Raw genomic sequence first — 26,446 nt, forward strand, 5'->3', positions numbered from 1 at the left:
CCAACAGTATTTTAAATATATTATAATTAATAAGTTATATGCATAGTTTAAAGCAATATTTTATTAATTATACAAAAAAATAAACAGCAATTGCAGATTGTTGTATTAAGGAGATTGAATGCAAACGATCAAAATTAAAAATTTAAGTGTTAGTATTGATAATGAAAAAATTTTATCTGATATTAATTTAACGATTAACCAAGGCGATGTCATTGCAATTATGGGTCCAAATGGACATGGAAAATCAACGCTGTTTAAAGCGATCATGAAACATTATAGTCTCAGTTATGATATGGGGGATATTTTGTTTGATGATGTTAGTATTAACGATTATGAAACTAATGATATTGCTCAACAAAAAGTTTTTCTAGCAACTCAAAATCCAATCGAAATTCCGGGGCTGGCCATGCTTGATTTTTATCGAACGTTAGTTAGTAATTATGAAAATAATGAAAATTTAAATGTTTTAGATTTATATAGTAAATTAAATGAAAAAATGAAGGTATTATCATTGGATTCATCGTTATTGCAGCGTTCATTTAATGATAATTTTAGTGGTGGAGAAAAAAAGAAAAACGAGATTTTACAACTTGCAGTTTTGAATCCGGATTTTATCTTTTTAGATGAAATCGATTCGGGATTAGATGTGGATGCATTAAAAATGATTAGTAACATTTTGCAGGAACAGCGTGTTTTAAACAAGGCAATTTGCTATATTTCGCACAACAATGGCTTAGTGAATTTAATCCCCCCAACTAAGGTATTATTAATGATTAATGGACAAATTGTACAAGTTGGTGATATGTCATTAGCACAACGAATTCTAAGTGAGGGTTATGCTTGGGTTGAAAAAGAATTGGGGATTACAATAAGTAAACAAAAATCAAAAGACACATTTGAAAATATTCAGTTAGGAGTATGTGGTGCAAATAGATAAGCAGCTTATTATTGTTGATCAGGATGTTAATTTTGATCTACATATTCACAAAAATACCGACTATTATTTGTTAGATCTTAACCCGCACCCTCACAAGATTAAGATTAATCAATATTTATATGATAATGTGGAATCAACGATTCATTTGATTGTTTTAAACTATGAAAATTACACAAAAGAAATTAACATTCAAGCCTATTTAAATAATAATTTTGCAAAAGCAATTAACTATGTTCAGGTTATTGGGTTTAATAATTCACAGACATCGGTTTTTTTAAATGCTCATTTGCATGCTAAATGTCATAGTAATCAGGTTGCACAGACAATTAAAGCGACATTATTGAATAATGCAAGGGTACAAGGTCAACCGACATTAACAATTGATTCCAATGACGTAAAAGCTTCACACGCTTATGAAGTAGGTAATATTCCTGATGATGTGTTGTTTTATTTAAAACTGAAAGGCTTAAGTAAACATGACGCAATTTACCTAATTGTTACGGCAATGTTTAACCAAGTCCTAAATCATTTTGATGATGATATTAAAAATAAGTATTGACAAAAAATACGTGATACTTTTGAAAGGATTATCTAATGAACTACAAGCATTATTTTCCCTGATTTAAACATAATCCAGATTACACGTATTTTGATTCAGCAGCAACTTCGCTAAAACCCCAGAGTGTAATTGACGCAATTAATGAGTATTATTTATCTCAATCGACAAATCCTCATAATAATGATTCCCCCTTCGCTTACCAAGCGAATGCTATTTTAAGTGCAACCCGGAAACAGATTGCAGATTGATGAAATACAGATGATGATGAAAGTATTATCTTTACAAGTGGAGCCACAGAAAGCATTAATACAATTGCATTTGGCTTAAAACATTTATTAAAACCAGGTGATGAAATTGTATTAACTACAAGTGAACACGCTTCAAACTTATTGCCATGGTATGTGTTGCAAAAAGAAATTGGGGTGAAAATTATTTTTGCAAATCCTAAAAATAAACTTCCCCAGGTTAGTGATTTCGCTAAAGTTTTAACTTCTAAAACCAAAATTGTCGCTTTTGCCTCAGGAGGAAATTTAGTTGGCCATGTCTTGGATGAAAACGAGATTACAAATATTGTTAAAAGATATAACAAAGATATTCTCGTATTGGTTGATGCAACTCAATCAGTCCAACACCGACCCATTAATTTACAGAATAGTGATATTGATTTTGTGGTGTGTTCGGCACACAAAATCTTTGGACCAACCGGTATTGGCGCAATGTACATCCAACCGGCATTAATTAATCTTATTCGACCTCTAAAATATGGCGGAGGAATGAATTCATACATAGAAGCAAATGATTTTGGTATTTTTGATAATTATATGCGCTTTGAAGGTGGTTCACCACATACAGCAGGGGTTTATGGTTTTAATGCTGCTTTAAAGTTTATTAAACAGATTGGTTATGATACTATTCTCGAACACGAGCGAGAGTTAATGAACTATGCCGTGTCTAGATTAAAAGAGATTCCCGCGATCAAAATGTATATCCCCGAACATTTTTCTGCAACTATTTCGTTTAATTATAATGGGGTTTTTGCCCAGGATTTAGCACATTACTTAGGACGAAATAAGATTATTTGTCGAGCTGGTTTGTCTTGCGCAAAATTAATGAATGATATTTTAGACACACAAGCTGCAGTTCGGTTATCATTTTATTTATACAACACAAAAGATGACATTGATTATTTAATTGATGTTCTAAAAAAATACCACAAAGGAGATGAACTTGATGGGCTTATTTAAAACTAAAGATCCCTTGGTTTTACGCAACATTATTATGCAACATTATGAAAAACCAACTCAACGCATTGACAATGCTAAACCAGCACCGTATTTGAATTTTCGGAACCGGATTGAATCGTGTATTGATGATATTACAGTTTTTGTTCAAGTTGAAAACGATACTATCATTGATATAAAATTTTTGGGAACTGGTTGTGCAATTGCAACAGCATCAACCGATATTATGGTGGAGATGTTGAACAATAGCACCATTAGTGATGCAGAAACATTATTAAATGAATATGAACAAATGTTACTAGGAAACGATTATAACGAAGAGATGCTTGCTGAATTAATTGCTTTTCATAACATTAAAAATCAACCTAACCGTATTCGCTGTGGTTTAAACGGAATTGTTGCAATTAAGGAATGTTTAAAACAATATGAGCGATAATAACTTTGTTAAGCGTCCTTATCTTTATGGTTTTGCAGATGATATTCAACCTGATTTTCAAACACAAAAAGGTTTAAATATTGATGTTATTAAAGCGATTTCTCAACATAAGAATGAACCTGATTGAATGCTGGCATTTCGATTGCAATCATACCAAGCATTTATAAATTTAAAAAATCCTAAATGAGGCGCAAATTTAGATTTTATTAATTTTGATGATTATATTTATTACGCAACTTTTAGTGCTGATATTAAAAAGTCATGAGACGATGTACCCCAAAAAATTAAGGATACTTTTAAAGCGCTAAATATTCAAGAAGCAGAAGCTAAGTTTTTGAATGGGGTACATACACAATATGATTCATCAGTGGTTTACGGTTCATTAATGAACGAATTAAAAAATAAGGGTGTAATTTTTACAGATATTCATACCGCAGTTAACGAGCATTCTGAATTAATTAAAAAATATTTAGGAAAATTAGTTCCATTTAATGATAATAAATATGCTGCATTAAACTCTGCTGTTTTTTCGGGTGGAACATTTATCTATGTTCCAAAAAACACCAGAATTAATTTACCTTTACAATCTTATTTCCGAATTAATTCACAATCATTAGGGCAATTTGAGCGAACACTAATTATTATTGAAGAAAATTCATCACTTCATTATATCGAGGGATGTACAGCCCCGATTTATCAGAAAGATAATCTACACGCTGCAGTGGTTGAAATTTATGTGCATAAGAATAGCAAGTGTAGGTATACCACGATTCAAAATTGAAGTGATAATGTTTTAAATTTAGTTACTAAACGTGCGTATGTTGGGGAAAATGCAAATATGACATGAATTGATGGGAACATAGGTTCACGCATCAATATGAAGTATCCAGCATCAATTCTTGCTGAACCTTATGCTTCTAGTGAATGCATTTCTATCGCCGTTGCTAAATCTAATGTTATCCAGGATGCGGGTGCAAAAATGATTCATTTAGCCCCTTATACACGGAGTAAAATCATTTCTAAGGCAGTAGGCTACGGGACGGGGGATTCACGATATCGTGGTTTGGTTAAAATTGGACCAGATGCTGCATTTAGTACTAGTAAAGTAGAATGTGATACTTTGCTATTAAATGAAACCGCACGAAGTGATACTTTTCCGTTAGAAATTGTCGAAAATAATTCTTCGTACTTAAACCACGAGGCAACAGTAACAAAAATTAGTGCAGAACAATTATTTTATTTGCAAACCAAAGGTTTTAGTGTAGAACTAGCTGAACAATTAATCGTCTTTGGTTTCTTAAAAGAATTCAGCGATGAACTGCCAATGGAATACGCAGCTGAATTAAATCGATTATTAAAATTAGATATGACTGGAGCAATTGGATAATATGAAATTAGAACGAATTATACGACGGGATGAAGATTTTGCTGCTTGATATCAATCAGTAGTAAGTAATGCAAAATTAATGATGCACACGAATGTGAAAGGGGCAATGATTTTTTTACCTAATGCATGAGCGATTTGAGAAAGTATTCGCAACACAATTGATCAAGTTTTCAAAAAATACCAGGTTAAAAATTTAGCGATGCCAACCTTGATTCCGATTAGTGAATTTCAGAAAGAAAAAGATCACATTGAAGGATTTGCTCCGGAGTTATACACAATTACACACATCGGAGATAAGCAGTTAGATAATCAATATGTAATTCGTCCAACGAGTGAAATTTTATTTTGTCAATACTTTGCTAATATGGTAAATTCATATAAAGATTTACCAGTAAAAGTTAATCAGTGATGTTCAGTGATGCGTGCAGAAAAAACTACCAAACCTTTTTTAAGAAATTCAGAATTTCATTGACAAGAATTACATGCTGTTTTTGCTCAACAGGATGAAGCTCAACAATTTGCAAGTGATATCATTGACGAGTATGCACGTTTTGCAGAAGAGTGTTTATGTTTGCCTGTTTTCAAAGGTCAAAAAACACCATGAGAAAGATTTGCGGGTGCAGAAATAACGCATACCATTGAAGCTGTTATGCAGGATGGACAAGCCTTGCAGGCTGGAACATCACACTATTTAGGGACATTATTTGCTCAAACATATAATATTAAATACCAAGGTAATGATAATAAATTAAATTATGTACATCAAATGTCAGCTGGTGTATCAACTCGTTTAATTGGTGCATTGATTATGGTTCACGCGGATGACCAGGGTTTAATTCTCCCCCCACCAATTGCCCCAACCCAAATTGCATTAGTCTCAATTAATAATAAAAATATGCAAAATGAAGTTGACGCAGCCTTGGAAGCAATCAGAAACAATCTGGAGAGTTATCGTGTTGAAATTGATGATTCAAATAAAGGTATTGGCTTTAAAATGGCTGAGCAGGAAATTATTGGCACCCCAATTGTTATTATTGTTGGGGCAAAGGATTTAACAAATAACGAAGTTACTGTTTATCGTCGGGATGAAAAAACAAAGACGATTGTCAAAATTGATGAACTAAATAATTATGTTGTAAATTTATATAATGACATTAAAACTAATATTTATAATAAAGCTCTTCTTCATCAAAAGGATAGTATTGTATATGCAAATAGTATTGAAGAATTAAAAGCCGCGATAGATAAGAAAAAAGTAGCACTATGTTACTTCGATGGAACAGAAGCGGATGATAAAGAAATTAAAAATTTAACAAATGCTTCTTCACGTTGTATTGTAGCATATACCGAAGAGGAACACCCTTGTTTCTTTACAAATAAAAAAACAAATAAATTAACCTTGTTTGCACGTGCATATTAATTTGATAATATAATTATAGATAAGATATAAATATTTATGCTTATGTCAATAGAAAGAGTGAAAATTGATGGATAAAAATAAAAAAACAAATCCCATCAAAAATGATGATTTGGTTATTTTTGATGAATTAGTGGTTTTAGATTCTGATTCTTCGGATCATCACAAAAAACCAACAATTATTAAAGGAACAACAGATAATACTGGGTTAGATAGTGAACAAAAAAGCACATATAAACCAGACGATGCTAATTCGATAACATCAAACAAGTTGTGAGAATTAGATGATTTTGTTTTACTAGAGAAAGAGCAAGTAAAAGAAAATTTTGTACAACCAAAAGTTAAGGAAGAAATTAAGTCCGATTTCACTTTACCAGTAGTTGAAGAGGTTATTCATGTAGATCCGGTAGTTGAGGAACAAGAAGAAACGCCAAATACAAAAATTGCTGATAAGGCAAGAGTTAATTTTGCAGATCAATTTTCTGAACCAGAAAAAGCTGGTGTTTCAAACCGGTTTAAAACCCTTGATGAAAGTCAAAAAACATTAGAAAACATTGGAAAATATAGAGAAGAAGCTAATGTTTTTAATCAGAAGACAAATACAAGTAATACAAAGCCAGTAATTGTTTCTTCTATTAACAATGACTTAGAACCAAAAACGGAGTTAGAATCAAGCAAAGAGTCATCAGCTAATGAAGATTTAATTTTTGCATCTTTACCAAATTCAACTTTAGCGCTAGAAGAACAAGCTTCTACTCAAGATTCGGTTGTTGATGTACAGAGAAGTGGGTTTGTTGATGCTGAAAAAACATTAGAAGATGCAATTGAAATGAACTTACTAGATGACACATCTAAAATTGATCCTTTACGTTTATTACCTTTAGAAGGTTATTATGAAAACTTTTCAAAAATTGAGGATCTTTATCAAGATGACCACCATGGTGATGTTGATAAAATTGAAATGCAGTGATGATTAAAAGGTTCATTAGATGAGGAAAATACAGTTGCATCTCAACAACCTTCTTCGGGTATTGAAAATGTTCAAACAGGTACACCTATCAATTTTTTGGCTGTTGAACAACAAGATCTTTCTGCTAAAAAAGTGTGTTGTACTCGTTTAGATCGTACAATTGATGAATGCATTACTTGTTATTTAAATCACCCACGACCAATTATTGACCCCCGTGTAAAATATTTAGATCAACGCTTAGAAATACTAGCAAATATGCAACAATTAAAGAGTAATATTGGTTACCAAAATACAACAGACTTAGTGACGGAAAAAGTTGTTGGTGAACCTAGATCAGTAGTGGTTAGTGAGCCAGTTGCTTTGGCTAGTGAAACAGAGGAATTACCCGTAATTAATGAAGAAGAAAATTTGGTTGATCAATTTTCAGAGCTAGAAAAAGCAGATGTTTCAAATAAATTCAAAATTCTAGACGAAACTCCACAAACATTAGATAATATGGCGAAATATCAAAATGAAGAAGTAATTGTTCCGCTTGCTAATTCAGTAACTAGTGTATTGCAACCAGTGGTAGAACAAGAAGTTTTACCTACTATTTCACAATCAAAATACAAGAATCGTCATACATGATTTGCAACAGAATCACAAAAATAATATATTAATCAACAATAAATATAGATACATGTTGTATCTATTTTTTGCATTTTAAAGGACTAACATATGTACAATATTTTAAATTTAATTAGTAAAAAACAAAAAAAAGAAGCTTTAACTTTTGATGAATTGCACTGACTATACCACAGTTATGCTAACCAACAAATTCCTGACTACCAAATGTCAGCATTTCTTATGGCTGTGTATTTTAATAAATATAACAATGATGAAATGTATTATGCAACCAAAATTATGGTTGAATCAGGTAGTATTATAGATTTACTTGTCGATAATGAAATTGTAGTCGATAAACACTCATCGGGCGGTGTTGGGGACAAGGTATCATTAATTATGACACCGATGCTTGTGGCATTAGGTTTTTATGTTGGTAAGATGTCTGGTCGTGGTTTAGCCCACACTGGAGGAACGGTTGACAAATTAGAATCAATGAAAATGAATGTTGATTTTAATTTAGCAACTTATCAACAACAATACAAGGATAATCATTTTATTTTGACCGGCCAAAGTAGTGATGTTGCCGTTATCGATAAATATATTTATGCACTTAGAGATGCAACAAGCACAGTTGATGTACTTGAACTAGCAGCAGCTTCGATTATGTCTAAAAAGTTTGCATTACAGACTAATTACATTTTTTTAGATATTAAGACAGGAGATGGGTCAATTACAAAAACATTTGCCGATGCAAAGAAATTAGCTGAAAAATGCTTATATTTAGCGAAACGTTTTAATCGTGAAACTATTGTACATATTACAAATATGAATAGGGTTCTTGGTCGAAGTGTAGGGAATGCTATTGAGGTTAGAGAAGCGGTTAATTATTTACAAAATAATTTTGCTTCAAACGATTTGTACGAACTAATTAACACTTTTTTAATTGACATTTTAATAGAAACTAAACGGGCTAATTCAGTAGAAAATGCTCAAGCAAAAATTGACGATGTTTTAAAGAATAAAACCGCTTATGATATTTTTATTAAATGAATTAAGTGGATGGGTGGAGATTATAATGCAGTAGCTAATAACACCCTATTCCAACCTAAATATGAAGCAGTGATTATAGCTGATCAAGATGGGTATATTAATTTTAAGTCTACGCAAGAAATAGGTTTGATTGCAGTGGATTTAAAAGCCGGGCGAAAAGTCAAAGATGAGCCTTTAGATTGACAGGCGGGAATTTATCTTGATAAAAAAGAAAACGAGTGAGCAAATAAAAATGATGTTATTGCTCATTTATATGCAGATGAACCGATTAACAATGCTGTTATAAAACGTTTCGTTGACAATGTTGTGTATTTAAAAGAACCAACTAAGCAAGAACCAGCAATTTTAGATGTATTACGTGCGGAGGATGTATGTTCAAATTAACAACCAATGAAATTAGAAAAAAATGAATTGATTTTTTTAGCAAAAAGGGTCATTATTTTCTTGAACCAGTTTCGTTAATTCCTAATAATGATCCATCATTATTGTGAATTAATTCAGGTGTTGCGACATTAAAAGACTATTTTTCAGGAGTAAAAAACCCCCCTGCAAACCGATTAGTTAATTCACAGAAAGCAATTCGTACAAACGATATTTTTAATGTTGGTCATACCGCTCGTCATCATACATTTTTTGAAATGCTAGGGAATTTTTCGATTGGCGATTATTTCAAGAAAGAAGCGATTGAGTTTGCTTATGAATTTCTAATTAAAGAATTAGAAATTGATGTTAATAATTTATGAATCACGGTTTTTGAAGAGGATGATGAAGCTTATCAAGTGTGAATTAACCAAGGAATTCATCCTGAACGAATTATTAAAGGAAATCGTGATCGAAATTTTTGGGATGTAGGTTCAGGGCCGTGTGGGCCGTGTACAGAAATTTTCTTTGATCGCGGAATCTTGTATGATCCACAAGGTATTGGAGAAAAATTAATTCTCGAAGATCTAGAAAATGACCGGTATGTTGAAATTTGAAACATTGTTTTTTCGCAATTTAATAATGATGGAAAAAATAACTACACAGAACTTAAACGTAAAAACATTGATACAGGTGCAGGTCTAGAACGAATTGCTTGCGTTTTGCAAGAAGTTCCTACAAACTTCGACGCAGATGGTTTTTATAATGCAATCAAGGCTCTAGAGAAATTAAGTCCGTTTAAGTATGATAGTCAAAATTACTTTAAACAAGTTCAAGATGAACAATATGAAATTAATTTTGCGTACAAAGTTATTGTTGATCATATGCGTGCTAGTTTATTTGCTATTGCTGATGGGGCGATACCTGCTAACAAGGATCGTGGTTATGTTTTACGTCGTTTAATTCGTCGAGCCACTGTGTTTGCTTACAAATTAAATATCATTGATCAAGAGTGAATTGATACTGTGATTGATGCAATTGTCATCCAAATGATTGATTTTTATACTTATTTAACAAGTGAATTAATTGCTAAAGTTAAAGATATTATTAATCAAGAGGTCAATGCTTTTAAAAAAACGTATAGTAAGGGAATTAAAATTTTTGACGAAGTACTAGAAAGTAAACAGCTTGATGCAAAAATGTTGTTTAAAATGGTTGACACATATGGATTTAATATTGAATTAATCAAAGAGTTAGCTAAGAAGAATGAATTGGTACTAGATCTTGATGGTTTTGAGAAATTGTTTAAAGAACATCAACAAAAATCACAATCGCAAAAACCAGCAAAGGCAATGGCTGTTCAAAATGAAGCGTTAATGAATATTGATGTAGAATCAAAATTTTTATATGATACCGAAATTATCAATAATGCAAAAGTTATTTATCTTTTGGATGAGGATTTTAATATTATTGACCAGGCCAGTCACCAAGATGCTTACGTGATTTTTGATCAAACTTGTTTTTATGCAACTGCAGGAGGACAAGTTTCAGATACAGGTGTTATTATTGCTGGTGATGAAACATTTGAAGTTTATAATGTATTTAAATCAAATAATATGTTAAACATCCACCAAGTGCGAAATGCAAATTTATTTTTAGGTCAAAGTGTACGTTTGGAAATTAATGCCAAAGACCGTTCAGATGTGATGAAAAACCATTCATCAGAACATTTGCTACACCATTCGTTAAAGAAACTTATTAGTTTAGATATAAAACAAGAAGGTGCTTCAAAAACCCCTCAACGTGCAACATTTGATTTCAATTATCACGAACAATTAACACCAGATCAATTAACAATGATTGAAGATTATATGAATGATATTATTCGCGCGGAGTACGACACGAAAGAAATGTATATGGATCTTGAAGAAGCAAAAGCAATGGGTGCTCTTGCATACTTTGGAGAATACTATAAAAAAATTAAAGGAAAACTAAGAGTTATCCAAATGGGACCAAGTATGGAATTGTGTGGGGGAACACATGTACATAATACTCGTGAGGTTGAACAGGTTAAAATTATTGATTTTAGTTCAAAAGGTTCAGGATCTTATCGAATTACAATGATCACTGGTTTTGAAACGATTAGAAATTATAACAATGAGTTATTAAAAAATTACCAGAACCAATTAAATACATTAGTAAATTCTTTTGTTTTAACAAATGAGCAGCTAAAACATGCATATAATTCATTTATGCAACTAACTAGTTTTAACGATGGCGTAATAAACGAATTTACAGTCCTATTTGCAGAATTAACTGCTAAAAAAGTTCAATGACAAAAAAACAACCAACGCCATATTATTGCAGATATTAAAAATCAATTTAATAAACTTAGCACGCCCTTACGTCTATTAGAATTTAACGACCAAGATAATAAGTTAATTTTTAATGCATTCAATGAATTAATTAATGACAACCAAACAAGTGTTTTTGTTTCGCTAAATACTGTGGGCGAAAAAGTTCAATTATTAATAGCAACTAATCATTCATATTTAGAAAAGCAGAATTTTGATTTCAAGGTTCTTGCCCAAAGAATTAATACTCTGGAGAAGACTAAAGCTGGTGGAAAAAATAACTTCTTGCAAGGAGGATCTTCAAGTTTGGGTGTTTATGATGATTTAAAACGAGTTATTAACGAGTTTTTTAATGCGTAAGTTAGCAATTGATTTTGGAACAAAAGCGTGTGGTTTTGCGATTAGTGATGAATTGAATATTATTGCAACTGGTTTAAGTAATTTTGAATATCCAAACCAGGATTGAAAATATATCTTTAAACATATTGATGAAATTTTTATTCGTTATCAAAATCAAATTGACACTTTGGTTATTGGATATCCAACCAATGTTTATGATGCATCTGCCAATGAACGTACATTATTAGTACGAGATTTTGTTGCCGAAATTAAAAAAATATATCAGCCCCAAAATATTAAAATTATTTTAGTGGATGAACGTTTTAGCACTCGAATTGCTACTCAGCGTCTAAAAGACCAAAACATTAAAGCTGCTCAACGCAAAAAAGTTAAGGATAAAATGGCGGCTGTTGTTATTTTAGAATCTGTGCTGCGATAATCAAATATAATAGATAATAGATAAATGCTATTAAGAAAGTATGTTTTTTATGACCCAACTCAATACCCAAAAAATTAACCAATTAGTTGATGAACCTATTCATTTTTTAGAATCAAGTACACAACAACTTGAGGAACAACTACCTCAAGCTTATGAAAAAATTTTAGAAAACAGAAAATTAGATATCCAAAAAGTCATTGAGCTCAAAGAGGAAATCGCTAATAAAAGAATTGAGATAGCGCAACGTTCGAAAAAAGATAAAATAGGTGCTCGTAAATTCGCAAATGTTATCATTATTATTTTTTGCTTCATAATTTTAGGATTATTTTTCCTATCTTTTTTGATTAAAAATAACAAAATTATTAAAGAATTTAATAAGTTTCAAAAATCTGTACATCAAGAAATGGCAGATATTAACACTCAAAAAAATAATTTAATTATTAGTGTTTTAAATAATATAGTCCCTTATAAAATTGTGAAAGATCAATTATTAAAATTGGGTCTTTATTTATATGGAAAACAAAATTTCATTAACATCGAAGTTGATGATATCGATGTTAATGGAACAAAATTAGTGGGCTATTTTGAAGGAATGCATGTTAAATTTAAATCCACTGACACATATTTTATAACAACCAAGGAATTCTCCTTACGTAATGTTGTTACAAGCGGATCTATTCCTGTTTATTATTATGTAGATGGAAAAAGTTATACAAAAATGGTAACTGCAACTCATACCGAACCAACCCCAACGATTACATCAAACCCATATTATTTACAAAAAACCAATTATGCCCCTGAATTTAGTTTTCGAAATCACCAAAATGCAGGAAAAATTCAAAAAAATGCAGTTTTAGTAAATAATGATTTTATGAAATTATATGGCATTGGAAATACTTCAATTAATTTAGCATATGATACCAAAATTATTGATTTTTTTAGCTCATTAGCACAGGAAAACTACGTTAATTTTGCAAAGAAAAATAATTATATCACCTCTTCATTTGGCAAACAAAAACATGCTCTATATATTGCTGATAAAGAAATTGATAATTTTGATTTTTCTCTACTGTTAAGCAGAATGCCTTTCGGAACATGACAAGGTTTAAAACTAGATTATCAATCAGATGTTTGAAACACACTTAAACCTTTAATCGATGAACACATTGCGCTGATTCGCAGTTATTTAAAAAACTTGACATATGCAAATTTATCACCAGCATTAAGCCGAGAGTGATACGTTCAAAATGAAGATTATAAAATGATGGTTAATTATGATTATGCAACTTATTACACAAACAACAGTGTTTTAACACCGTTAAGTTTAACTTCAAAACTTTTTGGATACAATGCACTTGAAATACCTCAAACTTGTGAGGTTGCGCCATTTGCTTTTGTACGTAAGGAAGAAAAGGCATTTGGGGTTGTAAGTGCTCAAATTGATGTTATTTCATATAATAAAATCGAACGGATTGATCATGTAGTATCATATGCTTATGAATATGGAACTGTTACGGTTCCTGTTCCGTATATTGAATATCAGGAATATTCAGTTCCATTCCTAACAATGTATATATTAAAAAACAAACCAGAACGCGATAATTTTACTTTAAATATTTTTAATAATCGTTTTAGACATTTTGCTTCTCAACCAATTTTTGATGAAGTTTTTGCGGAGGTGGCAGAATACTTTCAAGAAGAGCAAACAACAAACAATGCAGAAATGATTAATACCCAAGTTAAACAATTACAAACGCAATTAGCTGAATGAAAGATAGATAAAAATGATGTATCATTCATCATTGATGAAGATGGTTATTTCTTAGTTTTCAAAAACGAATCTCAAGATATTGCAAATAGTAATTATGAATGGTTTGCAAATTGATTGCGTAAAATCAATCTATAAAATAGAAGAGAAACTAGTTGAACTAGTTTCTTTTTTTGTGGATTTCCTTGTTTTACACATTGTTTATCTTATAATTAGTAAGATAACACCTATTTAAAGGAGCAACTATGATTTTTTTAAAACGTTTTGAAGCGCAAGGATTTAAGTCGTTTGCTAAATATACGCAAACAGTTTTTGAACATCCTATTACAGGAATTATTGGTCCAAATGGTACTGGTAAATCAAATATTATCGATGCCTTAAGATGAGTTTTAGGGGAACACTCAAAAGCGGCATTGCGTGGTGATAAATATTCACTAGCATTCTTAGGGAATGATTTAGTCAAAAAAGCGACTTTTATACGGGTGAGTTTGTATTTTAACAATGTTCATAAAATCTTATATACTGATTTGGAAGAAGTTAAAATCACTAAGTTTTATGATCTTAAAAAAGATGATGTTGTCTACTATATTAATGACCAAGTTGCTAAGTTTAAAGATATTCAGGATATGTTTTTAGATAGTGGATTATTAAAGGGGAGTTTGGGAATTATTTCTCAAGGAAGTGTTTCGTGATTTGCGGAAGCTAAACCTATTGAGCGGCGTCGGATGTTTGATGAGGCAGCTGGTATTGGGAAATATTTTAAACGGAAAAAGGATGCAGAAACTAATCTCGAAAAGTCAACAACCGATCTGAATCGGTTAAATGATAATTTATATGGCTTAAAAAAAGATTTAAATGCTTATACAAAACAAAAAGAAGATTTCTTAAAATATATGGCAATTAAAGATGAATTAGAGTCATTAGAATTAAATTTATATGCAAAGATTTTAACACATAATTATAGATACAAAAATGAACTAAAAGACCAGCTATCAACGGTTGAAGAAAGAATTGTTGATCTACAACCTGAAATTGACCAATTAACAATCCAAAATAATAAAAACAAACAACGTTTACAACACTTACAAACCCAATTGAATTATGACGAAAATGAACGTGATAAATTATACGATCAACTTTCATTAGTTAACCAGCGTTTAAATGAGCACAAGATGTTCTTGAAAAATCAGGCCGATAATCTTAATAATAACCCCCAAGAGCGTTTTGATAACTACCAAGCACTAAAACAAGAAAACTTATTGAAAATTGAGCAATTAAATCAATTAATTGATGAAAAAAACGCAGAAATTAAACAAGTTCAAGTGCAGTTAAGCACGAATAAAACCCAACAGCTAACGAATATTAATCAACGTTCGGATTTAAATACGCAAAAAAATAATTTAAATTACAAGATTAGTGATTACCAAAATACAGTTGCAAATGAATTAGCTCGCGAACGAGGAACTAATAACATAATGCAGGCTCAAGATTTTATTCCTGGGATCTATGCCACTGTTTTACAAGCGATTAAAACTAAACAGGAGCACGAATTAGCAATTAACACGGCACTTGGAAAAAATATTTATAACATTATTGTTCAAAATAACCAGGTTGCTCAGAACTGTGTTGATTATTTAAAAAATAATCGTGCTGGTCAAGCCGTCTTCTTACCATTGACAAATTTAAAGCCCAAAAGTATTAAACCTGAATTTTATGACGCAATTGAAACACTGCAAGGCTTTGTAGGAGTTGCAAAGGATTTAGTACAAATTAACCCTAAATATCAAGTAGTAGCGGATTATTTATTAGGAAATATCATTATTGCTCAAAATTTAACAGATGCGCTATTAATTTCACAAACTTCATATCAAAATTACAAAGTTATCACTCTTGATGGTCAAATTGTTTTTACTGGGGGAGCAATCATGGGTGGAGATATGTCTATTCGTCGCAGTAATTTAAACATGGAAGAAAAAATTGCAGAATTACAAACGATTTTAAATGACGTTAACAGTCGAATTAATGTTTTAAACGGTCTTATTAATGATAATAATTATGAAACTAATTTATTAGAAAATAAATTAAGTAATCTATATAATGATTTAAGTTCTTTAAATTCCCAATTTAAAACAGCAGAAACAGAAGACAAACGTTTAGCAATTGAACTAGAAAAAATTGCTTCTTTACATACGGATTTAACTACTCGCGAACAACAAGTTAGTGTTATTAACCAGGAATACGAAACGATTAATCAAAGATTTCTTAAACAGCTTGCAATCGTTAAAGAAGTGCAAAACGAAATTAGTACTTTAAACAATTTTATTCAGCAAGATATGATTAGTAAAGAACAAAAATACACGACATATAATAAACTATTAAACGAAAAGAATAAATTGCAAGAACAATTTAATTCAAATCAAAATTCAATTATAAAATACGAAACAGTTATTATTGAAGAATATCAATACACAATTGACAATGTTTTTGAAAAATATTTAAATATTCCATTAACTTATACTGAACATCAAGCATTAGAAAAAATTAATAATTTAAAAATTCAAAAAAGTAGTTTCAAAAATATTAATTTTAATGTGCTAAATGAATATGAAGCAAAAAAGCAAGAATTTCAAAATTTACAACAAGAAGTAACGAATTGTGAAAATGCTGTTCAGGTAATTAAAAATACTATTAAGACATTAGATCAACAGGCAAAAGCGGATTTTAAAAAGGTAATTAAAGCTGTTAATGCGATGATTCCTCAAATTTTTGGATATTTCTTTGAACAGGGAACTTGTCAGATTTTATTAGAGGATGAACAAAATGTACTTCAAAGCGGGATCGAAGTAATTGCGAATCCGATGAATAAGAAAAATGTTTCATTGCACCAATTAAGTGGTGGCGAAAAAACATTAGTTGTGTTGGTCATTTTATTTGCCCTATTAAAAGTTGCAAAATTCCCCCTTGTGATTTTAGATGAAGCTGAAGCAGCACTTGACGAAATTAATGTTGATAAGTTTGCCCGAATGATTCAAAATTTTGCCGCTAATACACAATTCTTAATTATTACGCACCGACAAGGAACAATGCGTAATTGTGGTGTATTGATCGGAACAACGATGCATAAAGACAATGTATCGTTGCTAACTAAAATTAATTTGGATGAGCAAATTTACAAATTTGAAGAACAGGAAGAAAATTAATGGGATTTTTTAAAAATTTATTTAGTAAGATTTTCAAGAAGAAATCCAAAAATGAACAAATCGTTGCGGATATTAAGGATAAAAACGAAGAGCAACGTGTCTTAAAACTTGAAAATGACTCATTAGACAAATTCAATGCTGGTTTAAAAAAATCAGCGAATGCATTGGATAATGCAATTAATGAATTAACAGCAACATTTGTTAAAGTAAATGAGGAATGGTACGAACAACTTGAGGAAGTTTTAATTTCTTATGACATTGGTTATGTAGCAACTAGTAAAATCATCCAGTCAATTCGGGACGAAATTGCCTACCAAAATGTTAAGGACACTGAATTAATCAAAGCAATTATTGTTGATAAACTTTTTTTATACTACATCCAAGATACCGATGTTAATGTTGATTTAGAATTGTATAACGCACAAACTAATGTAGTTTTAGTAGTTGGGGTTAATGGGGTTGGTAAAACCACATCAATCGCTAAAATTGCGCAAAAATTTGTTAATGAAAACAAAAAAGTGCTTTTAGTTGCGGCTGATACTTTTCGGGCTGGTGCAATTGAACAATTAAAAGTATGGGCAGACCGGTTAAAGGTGGATATTGAGTTACCGTTAAAAGCTAACCAAGATCCCGCATCAGTTATTTATAGTGGTTTGAAAAAAGGTTATGACGAAAACTATGATCTCGTGATTTGCGATACATCGGGCAGGTTACAAAACAAAACCAATTTAATGAATGAATTAAAGAAAATTTATGATGTTATTCATAAATTTGATGTTGATGCACCGCATGAAACATTAATGGTTATTGACGCAACCCAAGGACAATCTGGGATTAATCAAGCTAAAGCCTTTTATGAAGCAGCAAATGTTAGTGGTATTGTATTAACAAAAATGGATTCAACATCCCGTGGTGGAATAGTTTTAGCAATTAAAGATGCATTTAATATTCCTGTGAAACTTATCGGATTAGGAGAAGCACTAAACGATTTAAAAGTGTTTGACCTTGAAATGTATGTAGATTCAATGGTTCAAGGAATCGTTATTAATGACCGCGATTAAAGAACGCATTTATTTAATTAATTTATTTCAGCAATACAAGAGTTTATTAACAAAAAAACAGCAAACTTACTTTCAGGCTCACTATTATGAAGATTTATCATTGAATGAAATTGCGGATATTAATAATGTGAGCAAAAATGCAGTTTATGATAGTTTAGATAAAATTACTAAATTATTATATAAATATGAAATGCTACTGCATTTATATGAGTATCAAGAAAACCGACTAGCTTTATATGACCAAATTGAGAATTTAGAACTTAAAAATAAATTAATAAAATTAGAAAAAAAATAATATTAAAAGGCGAAATATGTTATACTTATAAGGTGTTTTGTCTTTTTTATTATTTTTAAAATTGATACGCACGGTTAAGTTGTTATTAACCAAAATTTAATAAAATGAAAGGAAATTTTAGATGCCTACAATTGCTCAATTAATTCGTAATAATCGAACGCCAAAGACAAAAAAATCTAAGTCACCAGCGCTTCAATTTACATACAACTCACTAAATAAGCAAACAAATAACAATCCATCACCATTCAAAAATGGTGTATGTACTCGGGTTGGGACAATGACTCCCAAAAAACCTAACTCTGCTTTGCGTAAATATGCAAAGGTACGTTTAAGTAATGGTTATGAAGTTCTAGCTTACATTCCCGGAGAAGGTCATAACTTACAAGAACATAGTGTTGTAAGTATTCGTGGGGGACGTGTAAAAGACTTACCAGGGGTTCGTTACCACATCGTGCGGGGAACAAACGATGCATCAGGTGTTGAAAAACGTGGTCAACAACGTTCTAAATACGGGGCTAAACGTCCTAAAGCTGCTGCTAAATAATTTAACAATAATACTAAGGAGATAGACAATGAGAAAATTAAAACCACAAAAGCGATCTGTCTTAGCAGATCCTGTTTATAACTCGCGTTTAGTTACAAAGTTAATTAACTCTGTAATGTACGATGGTAAAAAAGGTTTAGCTCAGTCAATCATTTATTCAGCATTTGAAATGATTGAACAAAAAACAAGCAAACCAGCATTAGAAGTTTTCAATAAAGCGATTGATAACGTAATGCCTGCTATCGAATTAAAAGTTCGTCGTGTGGGTGGATCAAACTTCCAAGTACCAACAGAAGTTACACCAGAACGTAAACAAACTTTAGGATTACGTTGATTAACTCAATTTGCACGTTTACGTCATGAACACTCAATGGTTGAAAAACTTGCAAACGAAATTATTGATGCATCAAATAATTCAGGTGCTTCAATTAAGAAAAAAGAAGATACACATAAAATGGCTGAAGCTAATAAAGCTTTCGCTCACTTACGTTGATAATCAATCTCTTAAGGAAAATAAATTTATATGTACACTAAAGATCTTAATAAATTCCGTAACTTTGGGATTATGGCCCATATTGATGCGGGAAAAACAACAACTTCAGAACGGATTTTATTCCACACTGGCCGGAACCACAAAATTGGAGAAACGCATGATGGTGCTTCAACAATGGACTGAATGGCGCAAGAAAAAGAACGTGGAATTACTATTACTGCAGCTGCAACTTATGCTCAATGAAAAGGTTTTGAATTAAACCTAATTGATACACCGGGGCACGTGGACTTTACTGTTGAAGTCGAACGTTCATTACGTGTGTTAGATGGTGCCGTAGCTGTTTTAGACGGACAAAACGGGGTTGAACCACAAACAGAAACAGTATGACGTCAAGCTAGCAAATATAATGTACCACGGATTGTTTTTGTAAATAAAATGGACAAAACAGGTGCAGATTTCTACTACTCAATTGACACGATTAAAAATCGTTTAGGAGTGAAAGCAACTGCAATCCAAATTCCAATCGGTGCAGAAGCAGACTATCTTGGAAGTATTGACTTAGTTGAAATGAAAGCTTATTTCTACGATGGGGAAGCAGCCGAAGAGTATGAAGTTAAAGATATTCCTGCTGAATATGTCCAAAAAGCGAACGAAATGCGCGCACAAATGATTGATGATGTTGCTGTTTTTGATGATGAAATCATGGATAAGTACTTATCTGGTGAAGAATTATCAAACGATGACATTAAGAAATGTATTCGTAAAGGGGTAATTGCGACAGAACTTTACCCTGTATTATGTGGTACAGCATTTAAAAATAAAGGTGTGAAGAAATTATTAGACGCAGTTGTTGATTACTTGCCTTCACCACTTGATGTTCCACCAATTCATGGGGTTAATGAAGACGGAGTTGATGTTTATAAACACAACGACCCAAGTGAAGAATTTGCTGCGCTTGCTTTCAAAGTTGCAACAGACCCGTTTGTAGGGCGTCTAACATATATTCGTGTGTATGCCGGAACAATTGACAAAGGTACTTATGTATATAATGTTACAAAAGGCAAAAAAGAACGTATTTCACGTTTAGTTAAAATGCACTCAAATAACCGAACAGAAATTGATACAATCGGTGCTGGGGATATATGTGCTGTGATTGGTTTCAAAGAAACTGCAACTGGGGATTCAATTTGTGATGAAAAAAACAAAATTGTGCTTGAACAAATGGTGTTCGCTGAACCTGTAATCTCATTGTCTGTTGAGCCAAAAACAAAAGCTGACCAAGAAAAAATGAGTCTTGCTTTATCTAAATTAGCAGAAGAAGATCCAACGTTTAAAACTTACACAAACGAAGAAACTGGCCAAACAATTATTGCAGGGATGGGTGAATTACACCTTGATGTGCTAGTTGACCGTATGCGTCGTGAATTCAATGTTCAAGTGAATGTTGGTGCTCCACAAGTTTCATACCGTGAAACATTTACGGTTGAAGGTGAAGCTGAAGGGAAATATATTAAACAATCAGGTGGTCGTGGTCAATATGGTCACGTATGAATTCGTTTTGAACCTAACCATGATAAAGGTTTTGAATTTGTTGATAATATTGTTGGGGGTAAAATTCCAAAAGAATATATTAAGGAAATTGAAAATGGTTTAGTAGAAGCTTTAACTTCAGGACCACTTGCTGGATACCAAACAATCGACGTTAAAGCGACTGTATACGATGGGTCATACCACGATGTCGACTCTTCTGGGATGGCGTATAAAATTGCTGCTTCATTAGCATTTAAAGAAGCTGCAAAAATCTGTAAACCAGTTTTATTGGAACCGATTATGTCAGTAGATGTAACCACACCAGATGAATATTTCGGAACAGTTATGGGAGATATCTCTAAACGTCGGGGTGTTATTGAAGGACAAGAAACACGTGGAAATGCTCAAGCGATTAAAGCTAAGGTTCCTCTTTCTGAAATGTTTGGTTATGCAACGGATTTACGTTCTAATACCCAAGGTCGTGCAACTTATGTAATGCAATTTAGTCATTACGCCGAAGCACCAAAAAGTGTGACAAACGAAATTGTTGAAGCACGAGCAAAAAAATAATCATTTAAGATAAAAAATAATTAGTATATATTTGATATAATTAACTAGTAAAATATATATTTAAAAAATCAATTACAACATTTAAACTTATTAAGGAGAAATATAATGGCAATTGGAAAATTTGAAAGATCTAAACCCCATGTTAATATTGGGACAATTGGTCACGTTGACCACGGTAAAACAACTTTAACTGCTGCGATTAGTACAGTTTTAGCTAAAAAAGGACAAGCAACTGCACAAAGTTACGCTGATGTTGATAAGACACCAGAAGAAAGAGAACGTGGGATTACAATTAACGCGTCTCATATTGAATATGAATCATTAACTCGTCACTACGCACACGTGGACTGTCCAGGACACGCGGACTATGTTAAAAACATGATTACAGGGGCTGCTCAAATGGATGGAGCGATCTTAGTTATTGCTGCTTCTGATGGGGTTATGGCTCAAACAAAAGAACATATTTTACTTGCTCGTCAAGTTGGTGTTCCAAAAATCGTTGTTTTCTTGAACAAATGTGACTTCATGACTGATACAGATATGCAAGACTTAGTAGAAATGGAAGTACGTGAATTACTTTCTAAATATGGATTCGATGGAGATAACACACCAGTTATCCGTGGTTCAGGATTAAAAGCTCTTGAAGGTGATCCGGTATGAGAAGCTAAGATTGATGAATTAATGGATGCAGTTGATACTTGAATTCCATTACCAGAACGTGAAACTGACAAACCATTCTTATTGGCAATCGAAGACGTATTCACAATTTCAGGACGTGGTACTGTTGTTACAGGACGTGTTGAACGTGGAACACTTAAAGTTGGGGACGAAGTTGAAATCGTTGGTATCCGTGATACACAAAAAACTGTTGTTACAGGTATTGAAATGTTCCGTAAATCATTAGACCAAGCTGAAGCTGGGGATAATGCAGGGATTCTATTACGTGGTACAAAAAAAGAAGATGTTGAACGTGGACAAGTTCTTGTTAAACCAGGTTCAATTAAACCGCATAGCAAATTTACTGCAAAAGTGTATATCTTGAAAAAAGAAGAAGGTGGAAGACATACACCGATCGTTTCAGGATACCGTCCACAATTCTACTTCCGTACAACTGATATTACAGGGGAAATTAAATTACCTGCTGGAACAGAATTAGTAATGCCAGGTGATGACGTGGAAATGGAAGTTGAATTAATTCACCCAATTGCGATTGAAGATGGATCTAAATTCTCAATTCGTGAAGGTGGAAGAACTGTTGGACACGGTTCAGTAATTAAAGCTCTTTAATTCAATCATTAACCATAATTATTAGTCTAAAAAACCAAACAGATTATCTGCTTGGTTTTTTTGCTTTTATAAACTCTTTTTTAAATAATAACAACTCTTAACAATGCGAGTTGTTATTATTTGCTATCTCGATAGTTTCGTACGTCTTGGAATGAACCATCTTTCTTTTGAATGTAAACGACCGCTTCTTGGTTACGCCCTAGGGTTTTTACATAATCTAAAGCTTCCTTTTTAGTTTCAAAAACTCGTGTGGGACGACTTCCGCCTTTTTTCATAATTTTTCATCCTTTTTCTTGGTAAGGAGATAAATAATAAATAACCTTAGTGTCTTTATTTGCGTTATTATTTTCTTTCATAAACAAAATAGTCTTTCCATATATAAATATTTGTAATTATTATATGATATAAACAAGTTTTGTGGGAATTTTTCGGAAGCAAAACAGAGGACTAATGAAAAGAAAAATTAGCAATCTAAAAGCACAAGTGATAAAAATTGGTGTTTTTTTAGTAATTTACAGCATTATTTTCCCTAATCATAACTAGCATTTAAAAAAAATTATTTTTTAAATAATATGTTATTATAATTTAAATATGCTTTAGGAGGGTAAAGTTATGAATCAAAATATGATGCCAATGATCAATATTAACCGTCATAATTGCTATACGGCAATAATTTTTACCTTCAAAATCAACATTATTATGATTCGTTTTTTCAAGATTATGTGCTGCTCATATAAGATGAACAGCATCAAGCGTTAATTGAATTATAATAACTTCTTAATTAGACAAATAGACAATAAAAGTCTAATTAAATTAAAATACTAATTAAAATACTAATATGAAAACAAAACAGCAAAAAATAAAAAGTTATCTCAAAAGACTTTTTTTATTATCACCTATAATTGCTATTCCTATAGTAACTGCAGCATGTGGTTATCAAAGCCAAAACGAACAAAAAATTAATCATAAACCATTTCAAACAACTAAAGTTACCCTCGATGATATTCATTTACAGAATCGTTTTTTTACGTATAGTAAAGAACAGGATTTAACTGAATTATCAAAAGAAACCCAAAATTTTTTAAAATCACTACAGAAATTTATTCATCAAGTTTTTCTCCGCTCATTTAGCTTGTATTACATTTACAATTTTGCGTTATTAAATGAAGTAGGAATTGCATACCAAATAGCACCAATTAACATTGCTATTCGTCAAAACGATGATGCAAGCTATGATGTGCGGTTTAAAATTCAAGTAAGAATTAACGATGTTGACGACAAACAATTTAAGAAAGTCAACGATCTGTTACGTTCGAAAAATCTATCATTTACCGATAAACAGTCAATGCTAGATCATTTTAATAATAAATTACAAATGGATTTTGCATATACTAAAACTTTTATTTACACTAATTATCAACGTCTTCATCACAGATCCGATTATAGCCTTGGATATGTATTTACTGATGGGACGTTCGATCGTATTGCTCGTAAATCTGCATATGATGCTAACCAACTAGCGATGCGCGATATTAAAAGTGTGCAATTAGTGAGTTTAGATCAAAATACTAAGGTGTTTCGACCACCAAATGATATTGTGAAATTTTATGAAAAAGGGATTATTACTACTGGCTTTAAGGATTATGATTTAAAAGATATTTTATTTACCAATCTAAAAGACCAACTCCGCATTATTCAAAATGTTTATTTTAAAGAAGACAAACAAAAACCTAACCAAAACATTTCAAATCTGGGGTTTAGTAGTGAATTATTCCAGTTTCCTTATTTTATGAGTGATCCCAATATTTACAAACCTGAAGATGTGTTATTGTATCCGGATTACTTACCAAAGCAATTACAAAATAAGTGAAGTATTTTTAATCAAATCGAACAAATTGATTATGAATCAATTTTTGATAATCATCACCTTGCTCTGATTAATCCATTCTTTTATCAAGATTTATCATTAGAGTTGGTGCAATTGGATAAAAATGTTCATTGTCATAGCGATGGAGTGTGTCATGGGACGACAAAATAATAAAGGTCGACCAAAACGATTAATGAAAGCATTAGATTGGATTATAATGTTTTCATTAATCGCTGTTATAGCGGTCTTTCATCTTGGTTTTTATTATTCAAATAACCTTGAACTAATAACCAAAATTTGAATCCTCTTTTTAACTTTTGCTATTTTATGTTTTATTGTCATTAGTTTTTTAATTTTTAGTGGCTTCTATTTAAATCGCAAATGAGCAAAAGCTTATCGGAAGCAAAATGAATATCATTTAAATAATTTTGATCATAAATTAATTGATCGGTTTTATTATGATGCAAAATTAGAGATTCGTTCATTGCAGTATGCGTGAATTCGCTTACGTTTATTATTAGCAATTATTATTACTCCAGCAACTATTTACAGTTTCGTGTGTTTAATTTACTATGCTAATCAATCTTATTTTTAAAATATTTTTAAGGAGTATTTATGAATCAAAATAATGAACTGAACACCGATGTTCAGTCTCCTGCTGTCAGTCAAAAAAGACGTCTGAATTATGCTTTTAGTAATAATTTAGTTTTCTTTGCAGGAATGGGCCGTTCAATGAAGACTGCGGCCAATCGTGATCGTGTTGTTGATCCGTTAATTGATTTCTTTTCTTTTGAATCTAAATTTGTTAGTTTCTTATGAAAATTAATCAAACTTGTGGGTGAGTTTTTCTTACTTGCGTGAATCGTGATTACAATTACTTTCTTTTTAATTAATTCTGTACCTGGAGAAAACGGGTTGACTATTGGGATTAGTTCGAAAGAAGCGAAATTAGCGATCTTAGCTCAATATGGTTTAGATAAACCAATTGGGGTCCGTTATGGAAATTATTTAATTGATATTTTCAAAGGAGAGTTCGGAGTATCAACATCACTTCGTCCAACTGTTCCAATTAACAATTTTATCTGAGAACGTTATTTAGTTTCATTCTATGTTGGTATTTTCTCGGTGTTATTGACGTTAGGAATCGGAATCCCATTAGGGGTACTTGTTGGTCGAAAACCAGGAGGTTTATTAGATAGTTTATCGACTGTTTTAATTTCAGTGGTCTCAGCTGTTCCATCTCTTGTTTTCGGATTAATTCTATTACTAATCGGAAAAGAAGTAGGACTACCATTTATTTTCGAAGAAAAAGATTTTTTAACATATATTCTGCCGGGGTTAGCTTTATCATTGTCTTCGATCATTGTTTATGTTCAATATATTAAAGTGGAAATGAACCGTGAATTAAACTCAATGCATGCGAAATTTGCTTATCTAAAAGGGGCAACAAGAACACGTTTTGTATGACGTCACGCATTAAAGCCATCATTATTCCCAATTGCAACATTCTTTCCGTTTGTGATTCTTGGATCATTTGTTGGAGCAATGTTTATTGAACAAATCTTCCAAATCCCAGGTTCTGGATCATTGTTCTATCAAGCAATTATTAGTAAGGATTACAACGTAATTTTATTATTAATTATTATTTATTCAATTACAACAATTATTGGATATGCTGCACGGGATGCACTTTATCAAATAATTGATCCGCGGATCAGAAGGGGAGGTAAATAGTT

The 26,446-nt window shown here is 31.6% G+C and carries 22 protein-coding genes; 21 read left to right on the top strand and 1 reads right to left on the bottom strand.

What is annotated here, in order from left to right; genetic code table 4:
• Nucleotides 1-118 precede the first annotated feature (118 nt).
• The 18 genes from sufC (at nt 119) to tuf (ending at nt 22,843) form a co-directional block, all read left to right on the top strand.
• Entirely contained in the window at nt 119-937 is an 819-nt protein-coding gene (gene sufC / locus OF377_RS01235) for a Fe-S cluster assembly ATPase SufC (protein WP_263836089.1), read from the top strand.
• The gene (locus OF377_RS01240; protein WP_263836090.1) at nt 924-1,532 is read left to right on the top strand and encodes a SufD family Fe-S cluster assembly protein; all 609 of its coding nucleotides are present in this window, start codon (nt 924-926) and stop codon (nt 1,530-1,532) included. The genes sufC and OF377_RS01240 overlap by 14 nt, the downstream gene beginning before the upstream one ends.
• Nucleotides 1,532-2,740 (top strand): cysteine desulfurase, encoded by a 1,209-nt coding sequence (locus OF377_RS01245; protein WP_263836091.1) that lies wholly within the window; start codon nt 1,532-1,534, stop codon nt 2,738-2,740. Before OF377_RS01240 ends, OF377_RS01245 begins: the two co-directional genes overlap by 1 nt.
• On the top strand, nt 2,727-3,173 hold the full coding sequence (locus tag OF377_RS01250; RefSeq protein ID WP_263836092.1) for an iron-sulfur cluster assembly scaffold protein: 447 nt from the start codon (nt 2,727-2,729) through the stop codon (nt 3,171-3,173). The genes OF377_RS01245 and OF377_RS01250 overlap by 14 nt, the downstream gene beginning before the upstream one ends.
• A complete protein-coding gene (gene sufB / locus OF377_RS01255) occupies nt 3,163-4,560 on the top strand; it encodes a Fe-S cluster assembly protein SufB (RefSeq protein WP_263836093.1) in 1,398 nt (465 codons plus the stop codon). The genes OF377_RS01250 and sufB overlap by 11 nt, the downstream gene beginning before the upstream one ends.
• Nucleotide 4,561: 1 nt before the next feature.
• Nucleotides 4,562-5,980 carry a proline--tRNA ligase gene (gene proS / locus OF377_RS01260; protein ID WP_263836094.1) on the top strand — a complete coding sequence of 473 codons (1,419 nt, stop codon included), beginning with the start codon at nt 4,562-4,564 and terminating at the stop codon, nt 5,978-5,980.
• 67 nt (nt 5,981-6,047) lie between these two features.
• Nucleotides 6,048-7,598, top strand: a complete 1,551-nt coding sequence (locus tag OF377_RS01265; RefSeq protein WP_263836095.1) for a hypothetical protein — start codon at nt 6,048-6,050, stop codon at nt 7,596-7,598.
• Between the two features lie 66 nt (nt 7,599-7,664).
• The gene (locus OF377_RS01270) at nt 7,665-8,987 is read left to right on the top strand and encodes a thymidine phosphorylase (RefSeq protein ID WP_263836096.1); all 1,323 of its coding nucleotides are present in this window, start codon (nt 7,665-7,667) and stop codon (nt 8,985-8,987) included.
• Complete coding sequence (gene alaS / locus OF377_RS01275) at nt 8,975-11,677, top strand: alanine--tRNA ligase (protein ID WP_263836097.1); 2,703 nt, start codon at nt 8,975-8,977, stop codon at nt 11,675-11,677. The genes OF377_RS01270 and alaS overlap by 13 nt, the downstream gene beginning before the upstream one ends.
• The gene (gene ruvX / locus OF377_RS01280) at nt 11,670-12,095 is read left to right on the top strand and encodes a Holliday junction resolvase RuvX (RefSeq protein ID WP_263836098.1); all 426 of its coding nucleotides are present in this window, start codon (nt 11,670-11,672) and stop codon (nt 12,093-12,095) included. The genes alaS and ruvX overlap by 8 nt, the downstream gene beginning before the upstream one ends.
• A gap of 49 nt (nt 12,096-12,144) precedes the next feature.
• Entirely contained in the window at nt 12,145-14,001 is a 1,857-nt protein-coding gene (locus OF377_RS01285) for a hypothetical protein (RefSeq protein ID WP_263836099.1), read from the top strand.
• A 107-nt stretch (nt 14,002-14,108) separates the two neighbouring features.
• Nucleotides 14,109-17,063, top strand: a complete 2,955-nt coding sequence (locus OF377_RS01290; protein WP_263836100.1) for an AAA family ATPase — start codon at nt 14,109-14,111, stop codon at nt 17,061-17,063.
• Nucleotides 17,063-18,124: a signal recognition particle-docking protein FtsY gene (gene ftsY, locus OF377_RS01295; protein WP_263836101.1), complete on the top strand. Its 1,062-nt coding sequence runs from the start codon at nt 17,063-17,065 to the stop codon at nt 18,122-18,124. The genes OF377_RS01290 and ftsY overlap by 1 nt, the downstream gene beginning before the upstream one ends.
• Nucleotides 18,111-18,419 (top strand): YlxM family DNA-binding protein, encoded by a 309-nt coding sequence (gene ylxM, locus OF377_RS01300; protein WP_263836102.1) that lies wholly within the window; start codon nt 18,111-18,113, stop codon nt 18,417-18,419. The genes ftsY and ylxM overlap by 14 nt, the downstream gene beginning before the upstream one ends.
• Nucleotides 18,420-18,540: 121 nt before the next feature.
• Nucleotides 18,541-18,963 (top strand): 30S ribosomal protein S12, encoded by a 423-nt coding sequence (gene rpsL / locus OF377_RS01305; RefSeq protein ID WP_263836103.1) that lies wholly within the window; start codon nt 18,541-18,543, stop codon nt 18,961-18,963.
• Between the two features lie 28 nt (nt 18,964-18,991).
• Nucleotides 18,992-19,459: a 30S ribosomal protein S7 gene (gene rpsG / locus OF377_RS01310; protein ID WP_263836104.1), complete on the top strand. Its 468-nt coding sequence runs from the start codon at nt 18,992-18,994 to the stop codon at nt 19,457-19,459.
• 27 nt (nt 19,460-19,486) lie between these two features.
• A complete protein-coding gene (gene fusA, locus OF377_RS01315; RefSeq protein WP_263836105.1) occupies nt 19,487-21,556 on the top strand; it encodes an elongation factor G in 2,070 nt (689 codons plus the stop codon).
• Nucleotides 21,557-21,661: 105 nt separating this feature from the next.
• Nucleotides 21,662-22,843: an elongation factor Tu gene (gene tuf / locus OF377_RS01320; RefSeq protein WP_263836106.1), complete on the top strand. Its 1,182-nt coding sequence runs from the start codon at nt 21,662-21,664 to the stop codon at nt 22,841-22,843.
• A 116-nt stretch (nt 22,844-22,959) separates the two neighbouring features.
• On the opposite strand, the gene OF377_RS01325 is transcribed toward tuf, so the two are convergent.
• Nucleotides 22,960-23,199, bottom strand: coding sequence for a DUF2188 domain-containing protein (locus OF377_RS01325; RefSeq protein ID WP_263836107.1), 240 nt, complete (start codon nt 23,197-23,199; stop codon nt 22,960-22,962).
• A 482-nt stretch (nt 23,200-23,681) separates the two neighbouring features.
• On the opposite strand from OF377_RS01325, the gene OF377_RS01330 reads away from it, so the two are divergent.
• Genes OF377_RS01330 through OF377_RS01340 form a run of 3 tightly spaced genes read left to right on the top strand, consistent with a single transcriptional unit; the run spans nt 23,682 to nt 26,444 of the window.
• Nucleotides 23,682-24,881, top strand: a complete 1,200-nt coding sequence (locus OF377_RS01330; RefSeq protein WP_263836108.1) for a hypothetical protein — start codon at nt 23,682-23,684, stop codon at nt 24,879-24,881.
• Nucleotides 24,865-25,305, top strand: coding sequence for a hypothetical protein (locus OF377_RS01335; protein ID WP_263836109.1), 441 nt, complete (start codon nt 24,865-24,867; stop codon nt 25,303-25,305). Before OF377_RS01330 ends, OF377_RS01335 begins: the two co-directional genes overlap by 17 nt.
• Before the next feature lie 20 nt (nt 25,306-25,325).
• Nucleotides 25,326-26,444: an ABC transporter permease gene (locus tag OF377_RS01340; protein WP_263836110.1), complete on the top strand. Its 1,119-nt coding sequence runs from the start codon at nt 25,326-25,328 to the stop codon at nt 26,442-26,444.
• The last annotated feature ends 2 nt before the right edge of the window (nt 26,445-26,446 follow it).

It is taken from the genome of Ureaplasma sp. ES3154-GEN, from assembly GCF_025780075.1.
Taxonomy (GTDB): domain Bacteria; phylum Bacillota_I; class Bacilli_A; order Mycoplasmatales; family Mycoplasmoidaceae; genus Ureaplasma.